Raw genomic sequence first — 14,639 nt, 5'->3', positions numbered from 1 at the left:
CCGCTCAAGCCCGATCTGCAACGCTGTGCTACAGCCCCGACTTCAGCCGGCTGAAGGCCCGGGTCAGGGCGCGGTTGAAGGCCGGGGTGTTGTCGTTCTTGGTGTACAGGCTGGCGCGCAGCTGCGCCGGCGGATAGGTACCGGGATCGGCGAGGAGGGCCGGATCGACGAAGGCATCGGCCGCCGGCACCGCATTGGCGTAGTAGATGCTGTTGGTGATGGCGCCGATCACCTCGGGCTTCATCAGGTGGTCCATCAGCGCCAGCGCCTCCTGCGGATGCGGCGCATCCGCCGGGATGACCATAGCGTCGAACCAGATCAGCGTGCCCTCGCGCGGGATGCTGTAGTGCAGGCTGTAGGGCTTGCCGGCCTGCTGCGCCTGGCCGGCGGCGATGGCAACGTTGCCGTTCCACGACATCGCCAGGCAGGTGTCGCCGTTGGCGAGATCCGCGATGTTACGGTCGTTGTCGAAATAGCGGATCGACGGCCGCACCTTGGCCAGGTGCGCCTCGGCCTTTTTAAGGTCATCGAGGTTCTGCTGGTTGATATCCAGGCCCAGGTAGCGGAAGGCGGCGGCGAACACCTCGTTGGGGTCATTGAGGAAGCTCACCCCGCAGTCGGCGAACTTGGCCACCACCGCCGGGTCCATCAGCATCGCCCAGCTGTCGGTCGGCGCATCCTTCATGCGCTGGGCGATGGCCTCACGCTGGTAGCCGAAACCGGTGGTGCCCCACACGTAGAGCCCGGCATGACGGTTACCCGGATCGAAGACCGCCATATGCCCGGTGAACTCCGGCGCCAGGCCGGCGAAGTGCGGCAGCGCGGCCTTGTCCAGCGGCTGCAGCGCGCCACTTGTGATGGCCCGCTGCAGGTGCTGGCCGGCGGTCAGCACCAGGTCGTAGCCGCTGCGTCCGGTAAGCAGCTTGGTCTCCACCGTCTCCAGCGAGTCGAAGTGATCGACCACCACCTTGATCCCGGTCTGCTGCTCGAAGGACGCCAGGGTGTCCGGTGCCAGGTACTCGTTCCAGATATACAGGTTGACCTGTTTGGCGGGCTCGGCCGCCTGCGCACACGCGCAGACGGACAGAGACAGGGCCAGCCACGAGGCGGGCAGTTTCATGGCGGCCTCCTAGCGCTTGGGCGCGGCGTATTGCGGCGAGGTGATGCAAGCGACGTTGCCGCCACCGAGGAGGATCTCCCGCGAGTTCTCGATGCCGAGGATGCGGTGCTTGGGGAACAGCTCGGCCAGGGTCGCCTGGGCAATGCGGTCGTTGGGATCGTTGAACAGCGGTACGACGATGGCCGAGTTGCCGGCGTAGTAGTTGATGTAGGACGCGCAGATCCGGGTGCCGGCCTGACGGGTGTGGGTGGCGTCGTCCTGGTCCAGGCCTTCGGCCTCCTCGGCCGTCCACTCCAGCACGCGCGGCTGCGGCAGCTTGTGAATCTCCAGCTCGCGACCCTGAGCATCGCGGGTGCTGCGCAGGATGTCGTAGGCCTCCTGGTAGATCTCCCACTGTGGGTCACTGCGGTCGTCGGTCCACTGCATCACCACTACGCCGGGGCGGACGAAACAGGCCAGGTCGTCGATATGGCCGTCGGTTTCATCGAACTTGCAGCCGCGCGGCAGCCAGATCACCTGCTCGGCGCCCAGGTAGTCCTGCAGGCGGCGAGTCATCTCGTCCGTGCCCAGGTGGGCGTTGCGGTTGCGGTTGAGCAGGCACTGCTCGGTGGTCAGCAGGGTGCGCTGGCCGTCGCTCTGGATGCCCCCCATCTCGGCGATAAAGGGCGCGCGGTAACGGTCGAAGCCCTCGATCTCGAGGATCTTCTGGGCGATCTGGTCGTCCTTGTCCCAGGGGTAGTAGAGGCCGCCATCGAGGCCGCCGTAGGAGTTGAACTCGAAGTCCACGCCGCGCACTTCACCGGACTCGTCGTTGACCAGAAAGGCCGGGCCGCTGTCGCGGAACCAGGTGTCGTTACAGGTCATCTCCACCACCCGCACATGGGCCGGCAGCAGGCGGCGGGCGTTGGCGTACTGGGCCGCCGAGGCGCACACGGTCACCGGCTCGCTGCTGGCGATGGCGCTGACGATCTCGACCCAGACCTTCTGCGCCGGCTTGCCGCCGTTGCGCCACACGTCCGGGCGCTCCGGCCAGCCGAGCCAGCAGCGGCTCTTGGGTTCGAATTCACCGGGCAGGCGGAAGCCGTCGGCCTTGGGCAGGGAGGTCAGGGTACGGGCCATTGTCAGGTACTCGTCGATGGCTGTTGGATGGCTCGACAGTACCCGCGGCAGAGCGGCCGCGACCAATGACCATTATCGCGGGATAGCTGAATTCAATTCACCGATCAGCTAGCTGATCGGTGAATCAATCGATGAAGCTGGCCACCGCAGGCTTGTCCAGGCGCAGGCGTTCGCAGACCAGCGCATACTGCCCTAGCGAGGCCACCTGGGCGGCGAACGGGCGCACCAGGCGGCCGCTGGCCAGGTCTTCGGCGCTGGTCAGGTTGTCGCCGATGGCCACGCCCTGGCCGCGCGCCGCCGCCTCCATGGTCAGCCCGGCATGGCCGAGGTACAGGTGGCGCGCAGGCTGGATATCGCCGGCATGGGTGGTCAACCAGGCGGTCCAGGTCTTGCCGTCCTGGTCGTCGTGCAGCAGGCAGTGGCGGGCCAGGTCGCGCGGGTGCTTGAGCAGCAGCTGGTTGAACAGGCCGGGGCTGCACACCGGGAAGAACTGCAGGGTCGGCAGCGGTCGCACGAAGTAGGTGCTGGCGTCCTCCGGGCCGGTGCCATAGGTGATCGCCAGATCGATCTCGGCGCCCGGCAGCGGCGCCTCCAGCGGTTGCTCGTGCAGGTGCAGGGTGATCTGCGGGTGGCGCTCGGCGAAGTCCGCCAGGCGCCCGATCAGCCACTTCTGCGCCAGCTCCACGGTCACCGCGATGCGCAGCTGCGCCTGCGAGCCGGGGTCGCGCAGCTCGTCGCAGGCCTCACCGATCAGCTCGAAGGCCTGCTGCAGGCTGCGCAGCAGTCGCCGCGCCTGGGGCGTGAGGCGCACCTGGCGGCCGTCGCGCTGAAACAGAAGCGTGCCCAGTTGCTCCTCGAGCTGGCGAATCTGGTGGCTGACCGCGCTGTCGGTGACGCACAGCTCGGCGGCCGCACGACCGAAATGGGCGTGGCGCGCGGCGGCCTCGAAGGTGCGCAGGGCGGTGAGTGAAGGCAGGCGGCGCATGGCGATCCGGTTCCGGCAAAAGCCGTCATCCTTGCCCAGCGCCGCGCTCCCCGTCCAGCCCGATCAGTGCCCCTGGAAGGTCTGCCGCCAGGCACTGGGCGACACGCCGAAGGCGCGACCGAAGTGATGGCGCAGCGACACCGGCGAGCCGAAGCCGGCCAGTGCGGCGATCGCCTCCACGCCCTGCTCACTGCTCTCCAGCAGGCGCTGGGTCAGGGCCAGGCGCTCGGCCAGCAGCCAGTCGCCCACCGTCATGCCGGTGAGCTGGCGGAAGTGCCGAGTGAAGGTGCGTCGGCTCATCAGCGCGCGCTCGGCCAGGCTGTCCAGGCTGTGCGGCAGGTCGAGGTGGGCACGCACCCAGTCCAGCAGGCCGGCCAGGCGATCGTCGCGGGAGGTGGCCGGCAGCGGCTGCTCGATGAACTGCGCCTGGCCGCCCTGGCGGTGCGGCGGCACCACCAGGCGCCTTGCGACCCGGTTGGCGAGCTCGGCGCCGTGCTGCTGGCGCAGCAGGTGCAGGCAGCAGTCGATGCCGGCGGCGGTGCCGGCCGAGGTCAGCAGGCCGCCGTCATCCAGATAGAGCACGTCAGCGTCCACCGTCACCCGCGGGAAGCGCGCGGCGAAGTCATTGGCCCAGGCCCAGTGGGTGGTGGCGCGCAGGCCATCGAGCAGTCCCGCCTCGGCCAGCACATAGGCGCCCAGGCACAGGCCGACCAGCCGCGCGCCGCGTGCATGGGCCGCCACCAGCGCATCCAGCAGGGTCTGCGGTGGGCGCTCGTCCGGGTCGTGCCAGCTCGGCACGATGATCGTCTGCGCCCACTGCAGCGCCTCCAGCCCGTGTTCGACCTGCAGGGCGAAGCCGGCGGTGGTCGGCAGCGCGCCCGGCGCAGTGGCGCACACGCGCAGCTCGTACAGCTCGGCGCCCGGCCCGAGGTCGCCGAACACCAGGCAGGGCACGGACAGGTGGAACGGCGTGATGTGGTCGAAGGCGACCACGGCGATGCGGTGGGCAGGCATGGCGTTGTCCCGATCCGAAGGTTTGGCCCGATCTTAGCGCAAGCTGGCTTCAGGGCCACTTACGACAACAGGCGCGACGGGCGAACAATCTGTCCATCGACCACCACACCGCCAAACCAGAGGAACCCGCCATGAGCCAGCAAGCGAAACGCGCCCTGATCGTCATCGATGTGCAGAACGAATACGTCACCGGCAACCTGCGCATCGAGTACCCGCCCATCGAGCAGTCGATGGCCAATATCGGCCGCGCCATGGACGCCGCCAGCGCCGCCGGCATCCCGGTGATCGTCATCCAGCACCTGCTGCCGGAAAGCGCGCCGATCTTCGCCACCGGCAGCCACAACGCCGAGCTGCACCCGCTGGTGGCGGAGCGCCCGCGTGACCACTTCATCCAGAAGCAGATGGCCAGCTCCTTCGCCGGCACCGACCTGGCCGCCTACCTCAAGCAACACGAGATCGACACCCTCAGCGTGATCGGCTACATGACCCACAACTGCGACGACTCCACCGTACGCCAGGCCCACCACGAGGGCTGGAAGGTCGAACTGCTGCACGACGCCGCCGGCTCGCCGCCCTACCGCAACGCCATGGGCTCGGCCACTGCCGAGGAGATCCACCGGGTGTTCACCGTGGTCATGCACACCGGCTTCGCCGCCGTGCTCAGCACCGATGACTGGCTCAACGCCCTGCAGACCGGCGAAGTGCCGCAGCCGGACAACATCTACCTGTCCAACCAGCGGGCGATTGCCGATCGCTGAGCGTGGCAACGCCGGGGCATCCATCGCCCCGGCTGTTAGTTGCGTGGCCCCGTTCAAAGCCTCTGCCACGCGCCTCGATTAGAATCCTTTCGATCGCCAGGACCGGCGAAGCCAATCCCATAGAGAAGGAACTCATATGCTCCCTCAGCGGTTAATCCAGGCGCTGCTCATCGGCGTCCTCAGCATCAGCTCCATCCACGCCGCTCCGGCGGTCAACCCTACTAACAACGGCGTGGTACTGCAGGCCTTCGAACCTGGACAGAACGACGCGCCCTACCGCTTGGACCGCGACCCGCAGGTGCGCGGTGCACTGGAGAAGCTGCTCGGCTACGGCCGCGCTAGCTATATCAGTGCCGATACCTTAGTACTCGAGCAGGTGCTCGAGTCACTCAACTCGTCGATGGACATCGTCACCGCCAACCTCGCCGACGGGCGCCGTCTGATCGCCTCGGAGAACAAGATGACCGGTGGCTACGAACGCGCCGCGCTGCTGATCGAAGGGCGCAAGCTGGTCGCCGTCGGCCTGGTACATGGCCCCTGCCAGTTGGATGAGGAAACCCACGAGATGACTTGCCACTCCCAGGAGCCGGCAGCCATCCTAACCATCTTCCTGCCCGCCGGCACCGCCCGCGACAGCGTGCAGCCACTGCGCGACTGGGCCGTGCAGTTGCCACCACTACTGGTCAACCTGGCCGATGCACGCGGTGGCGTGGATCAGGTGCAGGTCATCGCCAAGACCGAATATGTGGAGCCGGACCTCAACGCCCCTGGTTGGGATGACAAGGAGCTGGGCCTGGCGCAACCGCTGCTGGCCCTGCTGCCCAAAAGAGCCAAGCTCAGCACGGCCATGCGCGACGGTCAGTACATCGCGCCGGCACACATGGCCGGCGATATCTTCGACACCGGATGGGACGATGCACTGGGTCAGCCCCACCGCAATGCAGAGGTTGTGCTGTTCAGCCACGCGGACTACGCGGAACTCGTTCAGCACTACCGGCAGCTGGCCGGCGATCAGCCCATCGACGATGACGGCCAGACCGCCCGCTGGAGCGGTCAGAACGAAGCCGGCGTGTTCACCCTGACCCTGGAAGACGAACAAGAGAAGGGAGTACGCATCACACTGTCGGTCTGGCCGCTCGACACGGCCTCCTGAGCGAGACAGATCAGCCGTTGATCCGCTTCACCAACCGCGCCTGCAGCTGCTCCAGCTCGGCCGCATCGGCCTGCTTGGCGGCGTGCACGCCAAGTTTCTCGCCCTCGTAGCGCGGCACTATGTGCATGTGGATGTGGAATACCGTCTGCCCGGCCGGGGCGCCATTGAACTGCGCCACCTGTACGCCGGCCGGCTGCAGCTCGTCCACCACCACCTGGGTCAGCCGGCGCACCACGGACATGACCTTGGCCAGATTGGCGTCGTCGATCTCCAGGATGTTGCGCGCCGGGGCATTCTTCGGAATCACCAGGCAGTGGCCGTAGGACTGCGGGAACAGGTCGAGGAAGGCGAGCACGTCCTCATCCTCGTACAGCTTGTAGCAGGGCGCCTCGCCACGAATGATCTTGGCGAAGATGTTCTGCGGATCGTAAGTGCCATGCAGGCTCATGGGTAAGCTCCCTAACCCGGGTGAATAAAGCCCGCACCATACCGGCTCGAGCCGCCGCTGCCCATGCCCCCGTGGCCGGGCCGGGGCGAAATGTCGCAGTGACCATTCGGTCACGCGGTGGCGTCATTGCCCCATTCCCCGATCCGGCAGAAGAACCAGCATGCATCCACTGCGCGTCACCCTGCACAACGAGCTGCACTCGCGCCCCTCGATTCACTTTCAGGAACCGGCTAACGTCCACCACCTGGCCTTCGTCGACCCGGACGAGGCCTGCTCGGTGCTGATCGGCCAGCTCGAACGGCTGGCCGACGAGCGCCTGCCCAGCAACAGCGTGCAGGGCCTGCTGCGCCTGGGCCAGGCCACGCTCAAGTGGGAGCGCCACGGCGAGTTCTTCACCCTCACCCTGGTGCAGCCACGCCAGGCCAGCGACCCGCTGTGGGGCGAATGGCCGGCGGTGCTGGAGCCACTGCTGGCACCCCATCGTGAACGCCTGATCAGCGCCAGCCAGCTGCTCGTGGAATCCGCCGCCCACTGGCCCGACGGCCCGGCCCGCTGCGGCTTCAAGGACCCGGCCGCCTCCGCCCTGGGCGACGGCGACGCCATCGCCTGGTCGGACTTCCGCCTCGACGAGCAGGGCGTCAACCGCCTGCTGCTGGTCAACCACCGACTCAACGCCTACCGCCTGGGACGCATGGTGCGGCGCCTGCTGGAGATCGAAACCTACCGCATGATGGCCTCGCTGACCCTGCCGGTGGCGCAGCAGGTCAGCCGCGAGCTGAAGGACCACGAGCGCGAGCTGGATCGCCTGTCCGCGCGCAACGCCGAAGGCCGCGACGGCGCCCGCGAGCTGTCCACCGACCTGGCCCGGCTGTCGGCGCGCATCGTCCACTGCAGCGCGCGCACCCGCCAGCGTTTCGGCGCCGCCACCGCCTACGCGCAACTGGTCGGCGAACGCATCGCCGAGCTGCGCGAGAAGCACGTCGAGGACTGCCAGCGCCTGGGCGTGTTCATCGAACGGCGCTTCCTGCCCACGGTGCGCTACTGCCAGGCCACCGACCAGCGCCTGACCCGCCTGGCCCAGGGCGTTGCACACCTGAGCGACCTGCTGCAGGTGCGGGTGCAGGGCGAGGTGGAGGAACAGAACTCGGCCATCCTGCGCAGCCTCAATGCGCGCGCCGACACCCAGATCAGGATCCAGAAGGCGGTCGAGGGCCTGTCGATCATCGCCATCAGCTACTACCTGCTGAGCCTGTTCAAGCTGCTCTACCAGGGCCTGCTCGGCCTCGGCCTGGAGCTGTCGGAACGCACCGCGCTGCTGACCCTGGGGCCGCTGGCGCTGCTCACCCTGGCCGGGGTGATGCTGCGCATCCGCCGGGCACGCCGGCAGGGGGACAGAATCGCCGCGACTGATAGCCACTAGCGCCACTATCGATTTTCCCGCAGCCGCAGCGCCGTGCTGAGATGGCCCGAGTTCTCAACTGCCAAGGAAGCCCCATGACCGACCTGTCCGCCTTCGCCATCACCCGCAAGTGGCCCGCCCGGCACCCCGAGCGCCTGCAGCTGTACTCGCTGCCCACGCCCAACGGGGTCAAGGTCTCGATCATGCTGGAGGAGACCGGCCTGGCCTACGAGCCGCACCTGGTCAGCTTCGACAGCAACGACCAGCTCAGCGCGGAGTTCCTCTCGCTCAACCCGAACAACAAGATTCCCGCCATCCTCGACCCCAATGGGCCGCACGGCGCGCCGCTGGCCCTGTTCGAGTCCGGTGCCATCCTCCTCTACCTGGCCGAGAAGACCGGCCAGCTGCTGCCGCAGGACCAGGCCCTGCGCTACCAGGCCATCCAGTGGCTGATGTGGCAGATGGGCGGCATCGGCCCGATGTTCGGCCAGCTCGGTTTCTTCCACAAGTTCGCCGGCCGCGACTACGAGGACAAGCGCCCGCGTGACCGCTACGTGGCCGAATCCGTGCGCCTACTCGGTGTGCTCGACCAGCTCCTGCAAGACCGCGACTGGACGCTGGGCGACGACTACAGCATCGTCGACATCGCCATCTTCCCCTGGGTGCGCAACCTGGTCGGCTTCTACGAGGCCGGCGAGCTGGTGCAGTTCGAGCGCTTCGCCAACGTCGCCCGCGTGCTCGACGCCTTCCTCGCCCGCCCGGCGGTGCAGCGCGGCCTGCAGATACCGGCGCGCACCTGACCTCGACCGCCCCGCGCGTTCCTGCGCGGGGCGTGCTATAGGCGCAGGGCCGCGCTACGGGTATCTTCTGCGCCCAGTCGTTCAGCCAGAAGTCGTCGCCCCATGAGCCGTACCCTCCTCCGCCTCGCCCTGCTCTGCGCCGCCGCGCTGGGCGCCAGCCCCAGCCTGGCCAGGGTCGAAATCGAAGCCGCCGAGCAGAAATCGGTCGGCCGCATCCTCATCGTCAAGGTCTCCGAGGACATCGCCCCCGGCGACTACGAGGTCCTGTTCAAGGGCCTGCGCGGCCACCCCGGCAAGTTCGCGCGCAAGATCCTGCTGCTCGACAGCATCGGCGGCAGCACCGCCGAGGCCCTGCGCATGGGTCGCCTGCTGCGCGAAACCGGCTTCGACGCCCTGGTCCCGGCCCGAGGTGTTTGCCAGGGCAGCTGCGTCTACCTGCTGGCGGCCGGGCGCAAGAAGAACGTGCGCGGCCACGTGGCCATCCACCGCCCGCACTTCCCCGCCGGCGAGTCGGCCCGCGCCCGCGAGGCCGGCATGCCCCACAACCTGGCCGGCTATCTGCGCGAGATGGGTGTGGCGCCGACGCTCGCCAGCGACATGCAGGCCATCGAGCCGCACCGCATGAAGGTGCTCACGGCGCAGGAACTGGCGCGCTACCGTCTGTACTGAGGCGCTGGCCGCTGCAGTGGTGATTGCGTACCATCCGCCCCCCTTTGCAACTCCGCAGCACCGCACCGGCAGCCGCCGGCTGCTTCAGGAAAGCCCATGAAAATCGCCCGTGTGCGCGCCGACATCCTGGCCGGCCTCACCTCGTCCTTCGCCCTGGTGCCCGAGTGCATCGCCTTCGCCCTGGTAGCCCAGCTCAACCCGCTGATGGGCCTGTACGGCGCCTTCATGATCTGTACCCTCACCGCGCTGTTCGGCGGCCGCCCGGGGATGATCTCCGGCGCCGCCGGCTCGATGGCGGTGGTCATCGTCGCCCTGGTGGTGCAACACGGCGCGCAGTACCTGCTGGCCACCGTGCTGCTCGGCGGCCTGCTGATGATCCTGTTCGGCGTGCTGCGCCTGGGCAAGCTGGTGCGCATGGTGCCGCACCCGGTGATGCTCGGCTTCGTCAACGGCCTGGCCATCGTCATCGCCCTGTCGCAGCTGGAGCACTTCCATGCCGACGGTGGCTGGCTCAAGGGCACGCCGCTGTACTGGATGCTCGGCCTGGTGGCCCTGACCATGGCGGTGGTCTACCTGCTGCCGAAACTGACTCGCGCGGTGCCGCCGGCGCTGGTGGCGATCCTCGGCGTCGGCCTGCTGGTGTACCTGCTCGACCTGCCCACCCGCACCCTCGGCGACATGGCGCAGATCGCCGGCGGCCTGCCGCAGTTCGCCCTGCCGGACATTCCGTGGAACCTGGAGACCCTGCGCATCATCGCCCCCTACGCGGCGCTGATGGCCCTGGTCGGCCTGCTGGAAACCCTGCTCACGCTGAACCTCACCGACGAGATCACCCAGAGCCGCGGCCACACCAACCGCGAGTGCGTGGCCCTGGGCGCGGCCAATGTGGTTTCTGGCGCGTTCGGCGGCATGGGCGGCTGCGCGATGATCGGGCAGACCGTGATCAACCTCAGCTCCGGTGGCCGCGGCCGCCTGTCCGGCGTGGTCAGCGGGGTAATGATCCTGCTGTTCGTGCTGTTCCTGGCCCCGCTGATCGAGCTGATCCCGCTGGCCGCGCTGGTTGGGGTGATGTTCGTGGTGTCGCAGCAGACCTTCGCCTGGGGCTCGCTGCGCGTGCTCGGCAAGGTGCCGCTCAGCGACGCCCTGGTGATCGCCGCCGTGACCGTCATCACCGTCTTTACCGACCTGGCCACCGCCGTGCTCTGCGGCATCGTCATCGCCGCGCTGAACTTTGCCTGGCACCACGCCCGCGAGCTGTACGCCGACAGCGACATCCAGGCCGACGGCAGCAAGCTGTACCGCGTACACGGCACGCTGTTCTTCGCCAGCACCACGCCCTTCCTCAACCTGTTCGAGGTGGCCGACGACCCGCAGCAGGTGACCCTCGACTGCCGCCACCTGAGCTTCGTCGACTACTCGGCCATCGCCGCGCTGAAGACCCTGCGCGAGCGCTACGCCCGTGCCGGCAAGCACCTGCGCGTGGTGCACCTGTCCGAGCGCTGCAAGCAACTGCTCAAGCGCGCCGGCGCCCACGACTGATAGGCGAAAACGACTGCGGCGCCCAAGGGCGCCGCAGTGCTGTCAGGCCTTGGCCTTCTTGCGGAACAGGCGTTTCCACCAGTGCTTGGGCCGGGTCACCGAGTTGCCCGAGTAGGTCTTCTGCGAGTACTTGGGGAACGCACCGAAGACCTGCTGCATGCGGTAGTTGTCCAGGCTGTAGCCGGCATCCAGCGCCTCCTGGTACAGGCGTTCGAACAGCGCCTGCAGGTCCTGGCGCGGGTGCGGCATCACGGTGCCGTCGAACCAGTGCTTGCGCCCCTCGCGCTCCAGGCGCGGGAAGGAAATCTTGTGCGAGAACTGGGTGCCCATGTCCGAGTAATGGAGGATCTTGATCTGCTCGATCGGGGTGTTTTCGCCGTCGATGTTGTTGTACTGGGTATCGAACGGCTGGATCACCTCGGTGTGCTTCTTGTAGTACTTCTTCAACTGCTGGTGGATCTCCGGCTTGCCGCGCAGGTCCTCGATCGGCGGCAGGTGCTTCTTGGCCTCGGCGCAGTCCCACATGGACACGCAGAAGCGCCAGGACTCCTCGCCGCCCTTGGCCATCACCACCTTGCCCGGCTCGAACGACAGGTTCCACATCTGCGCCAGGTCGCACAGCACCATGACGTCGGTGTCCATGTAGATGGCCTTGCCCTGGTAGTTGCAGAACGCCGGGATGCCCCAGCGAAAGGCGGAAAACGGCGTGGTCCAGGCCTCGGTGCGCCAGCCCTGCTGCTGCTCGGGGTTGGAGTACCAGAAGCTCTGCGGATCACGGGACAACTGCATCCAGTGGATCTCCACCGGCTGCGAGCAATGCTTACGGATGCTGTAGTCCAGCACCATCATCTGTTCCAGGTCGCAATCGTTCGGATCGCAGCCCACGAATACGCGGATCGTCTCCGTCATAACCCTCTCCTTGCTCCGGCAGTGCTCGCACCGCCCCGAAAAGCCGGCATGATACCGCCAAGCCCCGGCGAATGCCGCACCGCCTGGCGCCCGCCGCTAGCGCCCCGGCTTGCGCCCGGTCTTGCGCGCATGCGCCGCGGCGGCGGCGTCCTTGAGCAGGCGCTGGAAAGTCGGGCACTCGGCATGGCTCGGCGCCCGGCAGGCGGCGGCATGGCGCAGGCCACGGCTCATGGCGCGCAGGCGCTTGATGCTGGCATCGATCTCGGCAGCCTTGGCCAGTAGCGCCTGGCGGTCGATGTTCGGCTCGCCATTGCTGGTCAGCATGCTGCGGATCTCCTCCAGGCTGAAGCCGGCGGACTGGCCGAGGGAGATCAGCGCCAGCTGGTCGAGAATCTGCGGGCCGAAGCGGCGCCGCTCGCCCTGGCGGTTGAGCACCTGTACCAGGCCCTTTTCCTCGTAGAAGCGCAGCGTCGACGCGGGCAACCCGGAGCGCCTGGCGACTTCGGCGATATCCATGCGAATACCTCTTGACCTCAAGTTCACTTGAACTTGTAGCCTCACATCGAAACCCCTGTTGGTCAACCCGAGTGAGGCCGCCATGAACCCGTTACTGCACAACTTCCTGCTCATCATCGCCATCGGTGCCGGCGCCACCCTGGTGATGGACGCCTGGCTGCTGCTCCTGCAGCGCCTGGGCGTACCGACCCTGAGCTTCGCCTTCGTCGGCCGCTGGGTCGGCCACCTGGTGCGCGGCCGGGTACGCCACCCCGCCATCGCCAAGGCCGCGCCGATTCGCGGCGAACTGGCCCTGGGCTGGCTCGTCCACTACGCCACCGGCATCGCCTTCGCCGCCCTGCTGCTGGTCCTCGCCGGGCCGGGCTGGGCCGCACGCCCCTCGCTGCTGCCGGCGCTGGCGCTGGGCCTGGCCACGGTCGCCGTGCCGCTGCTGCTGATCCAGCCGGCCATGGGCGCCGGCATCGCCTCGCGCAACACCCCCACGCCGCTGCGGAACAGCCTGAAAAGCCTGACCACCCACAGCGTGTTCGGCCTCGGCCTGTACCTCAGCGCCGCCCTGGTCGCCGCGCTGCAACCCTGAACCCCGCCAAGGAGCCCTCCCATGATGCAAGTCGCCATCCTCTACCACAGCGCCCACGGGCACACCCAGCACATCGCCGAGCGCATCGGCGAGGGCGTGGCCGGCGTCGGCGGCGTCGCCGCCCACCTGCTGCAAGCCCAGGAGCTGGTCGCCCGGCCCGACGAACTGCCCGCCTACGACGGCCTGATCCTCGGCTCGCCAACCTACCTCGGCGGCGTCTCGGCACCGCTCAAGGCGCTGATGGACGCCACCGGCGGCCTGTGGCGCCAGCAGCGCCTGCGCGGCCGGCTGGCGGCAGGCTTCACCGTGTCGGCACTGCCGGCCGGCGACAAGCAGTCCACCCTGCTGTCGATGTTCACCTTCTGCATGCAGCACGGCATGCTCTGGGTCGGCAACCCGATCCTGCCCGAGCAGCACCTGGGCGTACCCTATGACGAAGCCGCCAACCGCCTGGGCTCCTGGTCCGGACTGATGGCCCAGGCGGACAAGGCCTCGCCCGGCCACGCCTTCGCCCCCGGTGACATCAAGACCGCGCGCCTGTTCGGCCAGCACTTCGCCCACACCCTGCTGCGCCTGCACGCCGGCGCCACCCCGGAGCACGCCTGATGATCCCGCCCAAGTACACCCCGCTGCTGTTCGCCCTGATCCTCTCCGGGCTGATGTCGCTGCTGGTCTCCGGCATCGCCACCCTGCGCGCCAGCGGGCTGGTGCCGCAGTTCACCGAGATCTGGCTGGGCGCCTGGCTGACGGCCTGGCTATTCGCCTTCCCAACCGTGCTGCTGGTGGCGCCGCTGACCCAGCGCCTGGTGCGCCTGCTGCTGCGCCAGGCCTGAAGCCGGCGGCACGCTGCAGCGTGCCGCGGCCTCTCAGCGCAGGGTGTAGCCCTTGTCCACCACCCAGTCCTGGCCGTACACGCCACGGGCACCCTGGGACAGCTGGAACAGCACCACCTCGGCCACCGCCGCAGCGCTGAGGAACTCGCCGTCCACCAGGCGCGCACTGACCTCGCCGGCCACACCGGCCAGCGCCTCGTCCGCCAGGCCCAGGCTGTTCCAGATCGGCGTGGCGGTCGGCCCCGGCGACACCAGGTTCAGGCGCACGCCCTCGCCGGCATGCTCCAGCGCCAGGCTGCGCACCAGCGCGGACAGCGCCGCCTTGCTGGCAATGTAGGCGCCCAGGCCGACGAAGCCCAGCTGGCGCAGAAAGGTGCTGATGAACACCACCGACGCCGGCTGTGCCAACTGCGCCTTCAATGCGTAGAAGGTATTCACCGCGCCGGCGCCGTTGACCCGCCACTGCGCCTCGAACGCCTGCAGATCGCTGCCCGGCGCCAGCTGGGCGATGCCGGCGTTGGGCACCAGGTAATGCACCTCGCCCAGCTCGGCGGCGCGCGCGGCCAGCCCCTGTAGCGAGGGCGCGCGGGTCACGTCGCCCTCATGCCAGTACAGCTGTTCGGGATAGCGCTGCAGCAGCGGCGCCAGCCCACCCAGGCTGCGCGACATCGCCAGCACCCGCGCGCCACACTCCAGCAGCTGCTCGCACACGGCCAGGCCGATACCGGAACTGGCGCCGGTCACCACCGCCAGGCGTTGCTCGAATTCGTTGTTCATCATTACCTCGAAAGCCGAGA

General features: G+C 68.2%; 17 protein-coding genes. 9 read left to right on the top strand and 8 right to left on the bottom strand.

All coding sequences use genetic code 11. The annotated features are described in order from the left end of the window. Positions 1-28 precede the first annotated feature (28 nt). The 4 genes from AAG092_RS17620 to AAG092_RS17605 all read right to left on the bottom strand — a co-directional run bounded on the left by AAG092_RS17620 (position 29) and on the right by AAG092_RS17605 (position 4,238). Positions 29-1,120, bottom strand: a complete 1,092-nt coding sequence (locus AAG092_RS17620; RefSeq protein WP_373387697.1) for an extracellular solute-binding protein — start codon at positions 1,118-1,120, stop codon at positions 29-31. Positions 1,121-1,129: 9 nt separating this feature from the next. Then, a complete protein-coding gene (gene aguA, locus AAG092_RS17615) occupies positions 1,130-2,239 on the bottom strand; it encodes an agmatine deiminase (protein WP_373387696.1) in 1,110 nt (369 codons plus the stop codon). Between the two features lie 124 nt (positions 2,240-2,363). Further along, the gene (locus AAG092_RS17610) at positions 2,364-3,224 is read right to left on the bottom strand and encodes a LysR substrate-binding domain-containing protein (RefSeq protein WP_373387695.1); all 861 of its coding nucleotides are present in this window, start codon (positions 3,222-3,224) and stop codon (positions 2,364-2,366) included. A gap of 63 nt (positions 3,225-3,287) precedes the next feature. Beyond that, on the bottom strand, positions 3,288-4,238 hold the full coding sequence (locus tag AAG092_RS17605; protein ID WP_373387694.1) for a GlxA family transcriptional regulator: 951 nt from the start codon (positions 4,236-4,238) through the stop codon (positions 3,288-3,290). A 131-nt stretch (positions 4,239-4,369) separates the two neighbouring features. On the opposite strand from AAG092_RS17605, the gene AAG092_RS17600 reads away from it, so the two are divergent. Together AAG092_RS17600 and AAG092_RS17595 are read left to right on the top strand one after the other, a co-directional pair. Then, positions 4,370-4,996, top strand: a complete 627-nt coding sequence (locus AAG092_RS17600; RefSeq protein ID WP_373387693.1) for a cysteine hydrolase family protein — start codon at positions 4,370-4,372, stop codon at positions 4,994-4,996. 136 nt (positions 4,997-5,132) lie between these two features. Next, positions 5,133-6,149, top strand: a complete 1,017-nt coding sequence (locus tag AAG092_RS17595) for a hypothetical protein (protein WP_373387692.1) — start codon at positions 5,133-5,135, stop codon at positions 6,147-6,149. Positions 6,150-6,159: 10 nt separating this feature from the next. Here AAG092_RS17595 and AAG092_RS17590 read toward each other — a convergent pair whose 3' ends face one another. Then, complete coding sequence (locus AAG092_RS17590) at positions 6,160-6,597, bottom strand: HIT family protein (RefSeq protein WP_373387691.1); 438 nt, start codon at positions 6,595-6,597, stop codon at positions 6,160-6,162. Between the two features lie 160 nt (positions 6,598-6,757). Between AAG092_RS17590 and AAG092_RS17585 the strand changes: the two genes are divergently transcribed. From AAG092_RS17585 to AAG092_RS17570, 4 genes are all read left to right on the top strand, one after another. Then, the gene (locus tag AAG092_RS17585) at positions 6,758-8,017 is read left to right on the top strand and encodes a DUF3422 domain-containing protein (protein WP_373387689.1); all 1,260 of its coding nucleotides are present in this window, start codon (positions 6,758-6,760) and stop codon (positions 8,015-8,017) included. Positions 8,018-8,091: 74 nt separating this feature from the next. Then, positions 8,092-8,796 (top strand): glutathione S-transferase N-terminal domain-containing protein, encoded by a 705-nt coding sequence (locus tag AAG092_RS17580; RefSeq protein WP_373387688.1) that lies wholly within the window; start codon positions 8,092-8,094, stop codon positions 8,794-8,796. 102 nt (positions 8,797-8,898) lie between these two features. Next, positions 8,899-9,465: a hypothetical protein gene (locus tag AAG092_RS17575; protein WP_110681810.1), complete on the top strand. Its 567-nt coding sequence runs from the start codon at positions 8,899-8,901 to the stop codon at positions 9,463-9,465. 96 nt (positions 9,466-9,561) lie between these two features. Further along, the gene (locus AAG092_RS17570) at positions 9,562-11,004 is read left to right on the top strand and encodes a SulP family inorganic anion transporter (protein WP_373387687.1); all 1,443 of its coding nucleotides are present in this window, start codon (positions 9,562-9,564) and stop codon (positions 11,002-11,004) included. Positions 11,005-11,046: 42 nt separating this feature from the next. Here AAG092_RS17570 and AAG092_RS17565 read toward each other — a convergent pair whose 3' ends face one another. Both AAG092_RS17565 and AAG092_RS17560 read right to left on the bottom strand, forming a co-directional pair. Continuing rightward, positions 11,047-11,913, bottom strand: coding sequence for a hypothetical protein (locus AAG092_RS17565; protein ID WP_373387686.1), 867 nt, complete (start codon positions 11,911-11,913; stop codon positions 11,047-11,049). A gap of 96 nt (positions 11,914-12,009) precedes the next feature. Continuing rightward, positions 12,010-12,429 (bottom strand): helix-turn-helix domain-containing protein, encoded by a 420-nt coding sequence (locus AAG092_RS17560; protein ID WP_373387685.1) that lies wholly within the window; start codon positions 12,427-12,429, stop codon positions 12,010-12,012. Between the two features lie 82 nt (positions 12,430-12,511). On the opposite strand from AAG092_RS17560, the gene AAG092_RS17555 reads away from it, so the two are divergent. The 3 genes from AAG092_RS17555 to AAG092_RS17545 are packed head-to-tail and all read left to right on the top strand — an operon-like array spanning position 12,512 to position 13,842. Beyond that, positions 12,512-13,009 (top strand): DUF2938 domain-containing protein, encoded by a 498-nt coding sequence (locus tag AAG092_RS17555; protein ID WP_373387684.1) that lies wholly within the window; start codon positions 12,512-12,514, stop codon positions 13,007-13,009. Positions 13,010-13,030: 21 nt separating this feature from the next. Further along, positions 13,031-13,615: a flavodoxin family protein gene (locus AAG092_RS17550; RefSeq protein ID WP_373387683.1), complete on the top strand. Its 585-nt coding sequence runs from the start codon at positions 13,031-13,033 to the stop codon at positions 13,613-13,615. Then, a complete protein-coding gene (locus AAG092_RS17545; RefSeq protein WP_373387682.1) occupies positions 13,615-13,842 on the top strand; it encodes a DUF2798 domain-containing protein in 228 nt (75 codons plus the stop codon). The genes AAG092_RS17550 and AAG092_RS17545 overlap by 1 nt, the downstream gene beginning before the upstream one ends. 33 nt (positions 13,843-13,875) lie before the next feature. Here the strand turns inward: AAG092_RS17545 and AAG092_RS17540 are convergent, their stop codons facing one another. Next, positions 13,876-14,619 carry an SDR family NAD(P)-dependent oxidoreductase gene (locus AAG092_RS17540; protein ID WP_373387681.1) on the bottom strand — a complete coding sequence of 248 codons (744 nt, stop codon included), beginning with the start codon at positions 14,617-14,619 and terminating at the stop codon, positions 13,876-13,878. Between the last annotated feature and the right edge of the window lie 20 nt (positions 14,620-14,639).

Origin of the sequence: Pseudomonas alcaligenes, from assembly GCF_041729615.1 — a bacterium.
GTDB lineage: Bacteria > Pseudomonadota > Gammaproteobacteria > Pseudomonadales > Pseudomonadaceae > Aquipseudomonas > Aquipseudomonas alcaligenes_B.
The sequence above is the reverse complement of the archived record's forward strand: the minus strand, read 5'-3'. Positions and strand labels throughout refer to the sequence as shown.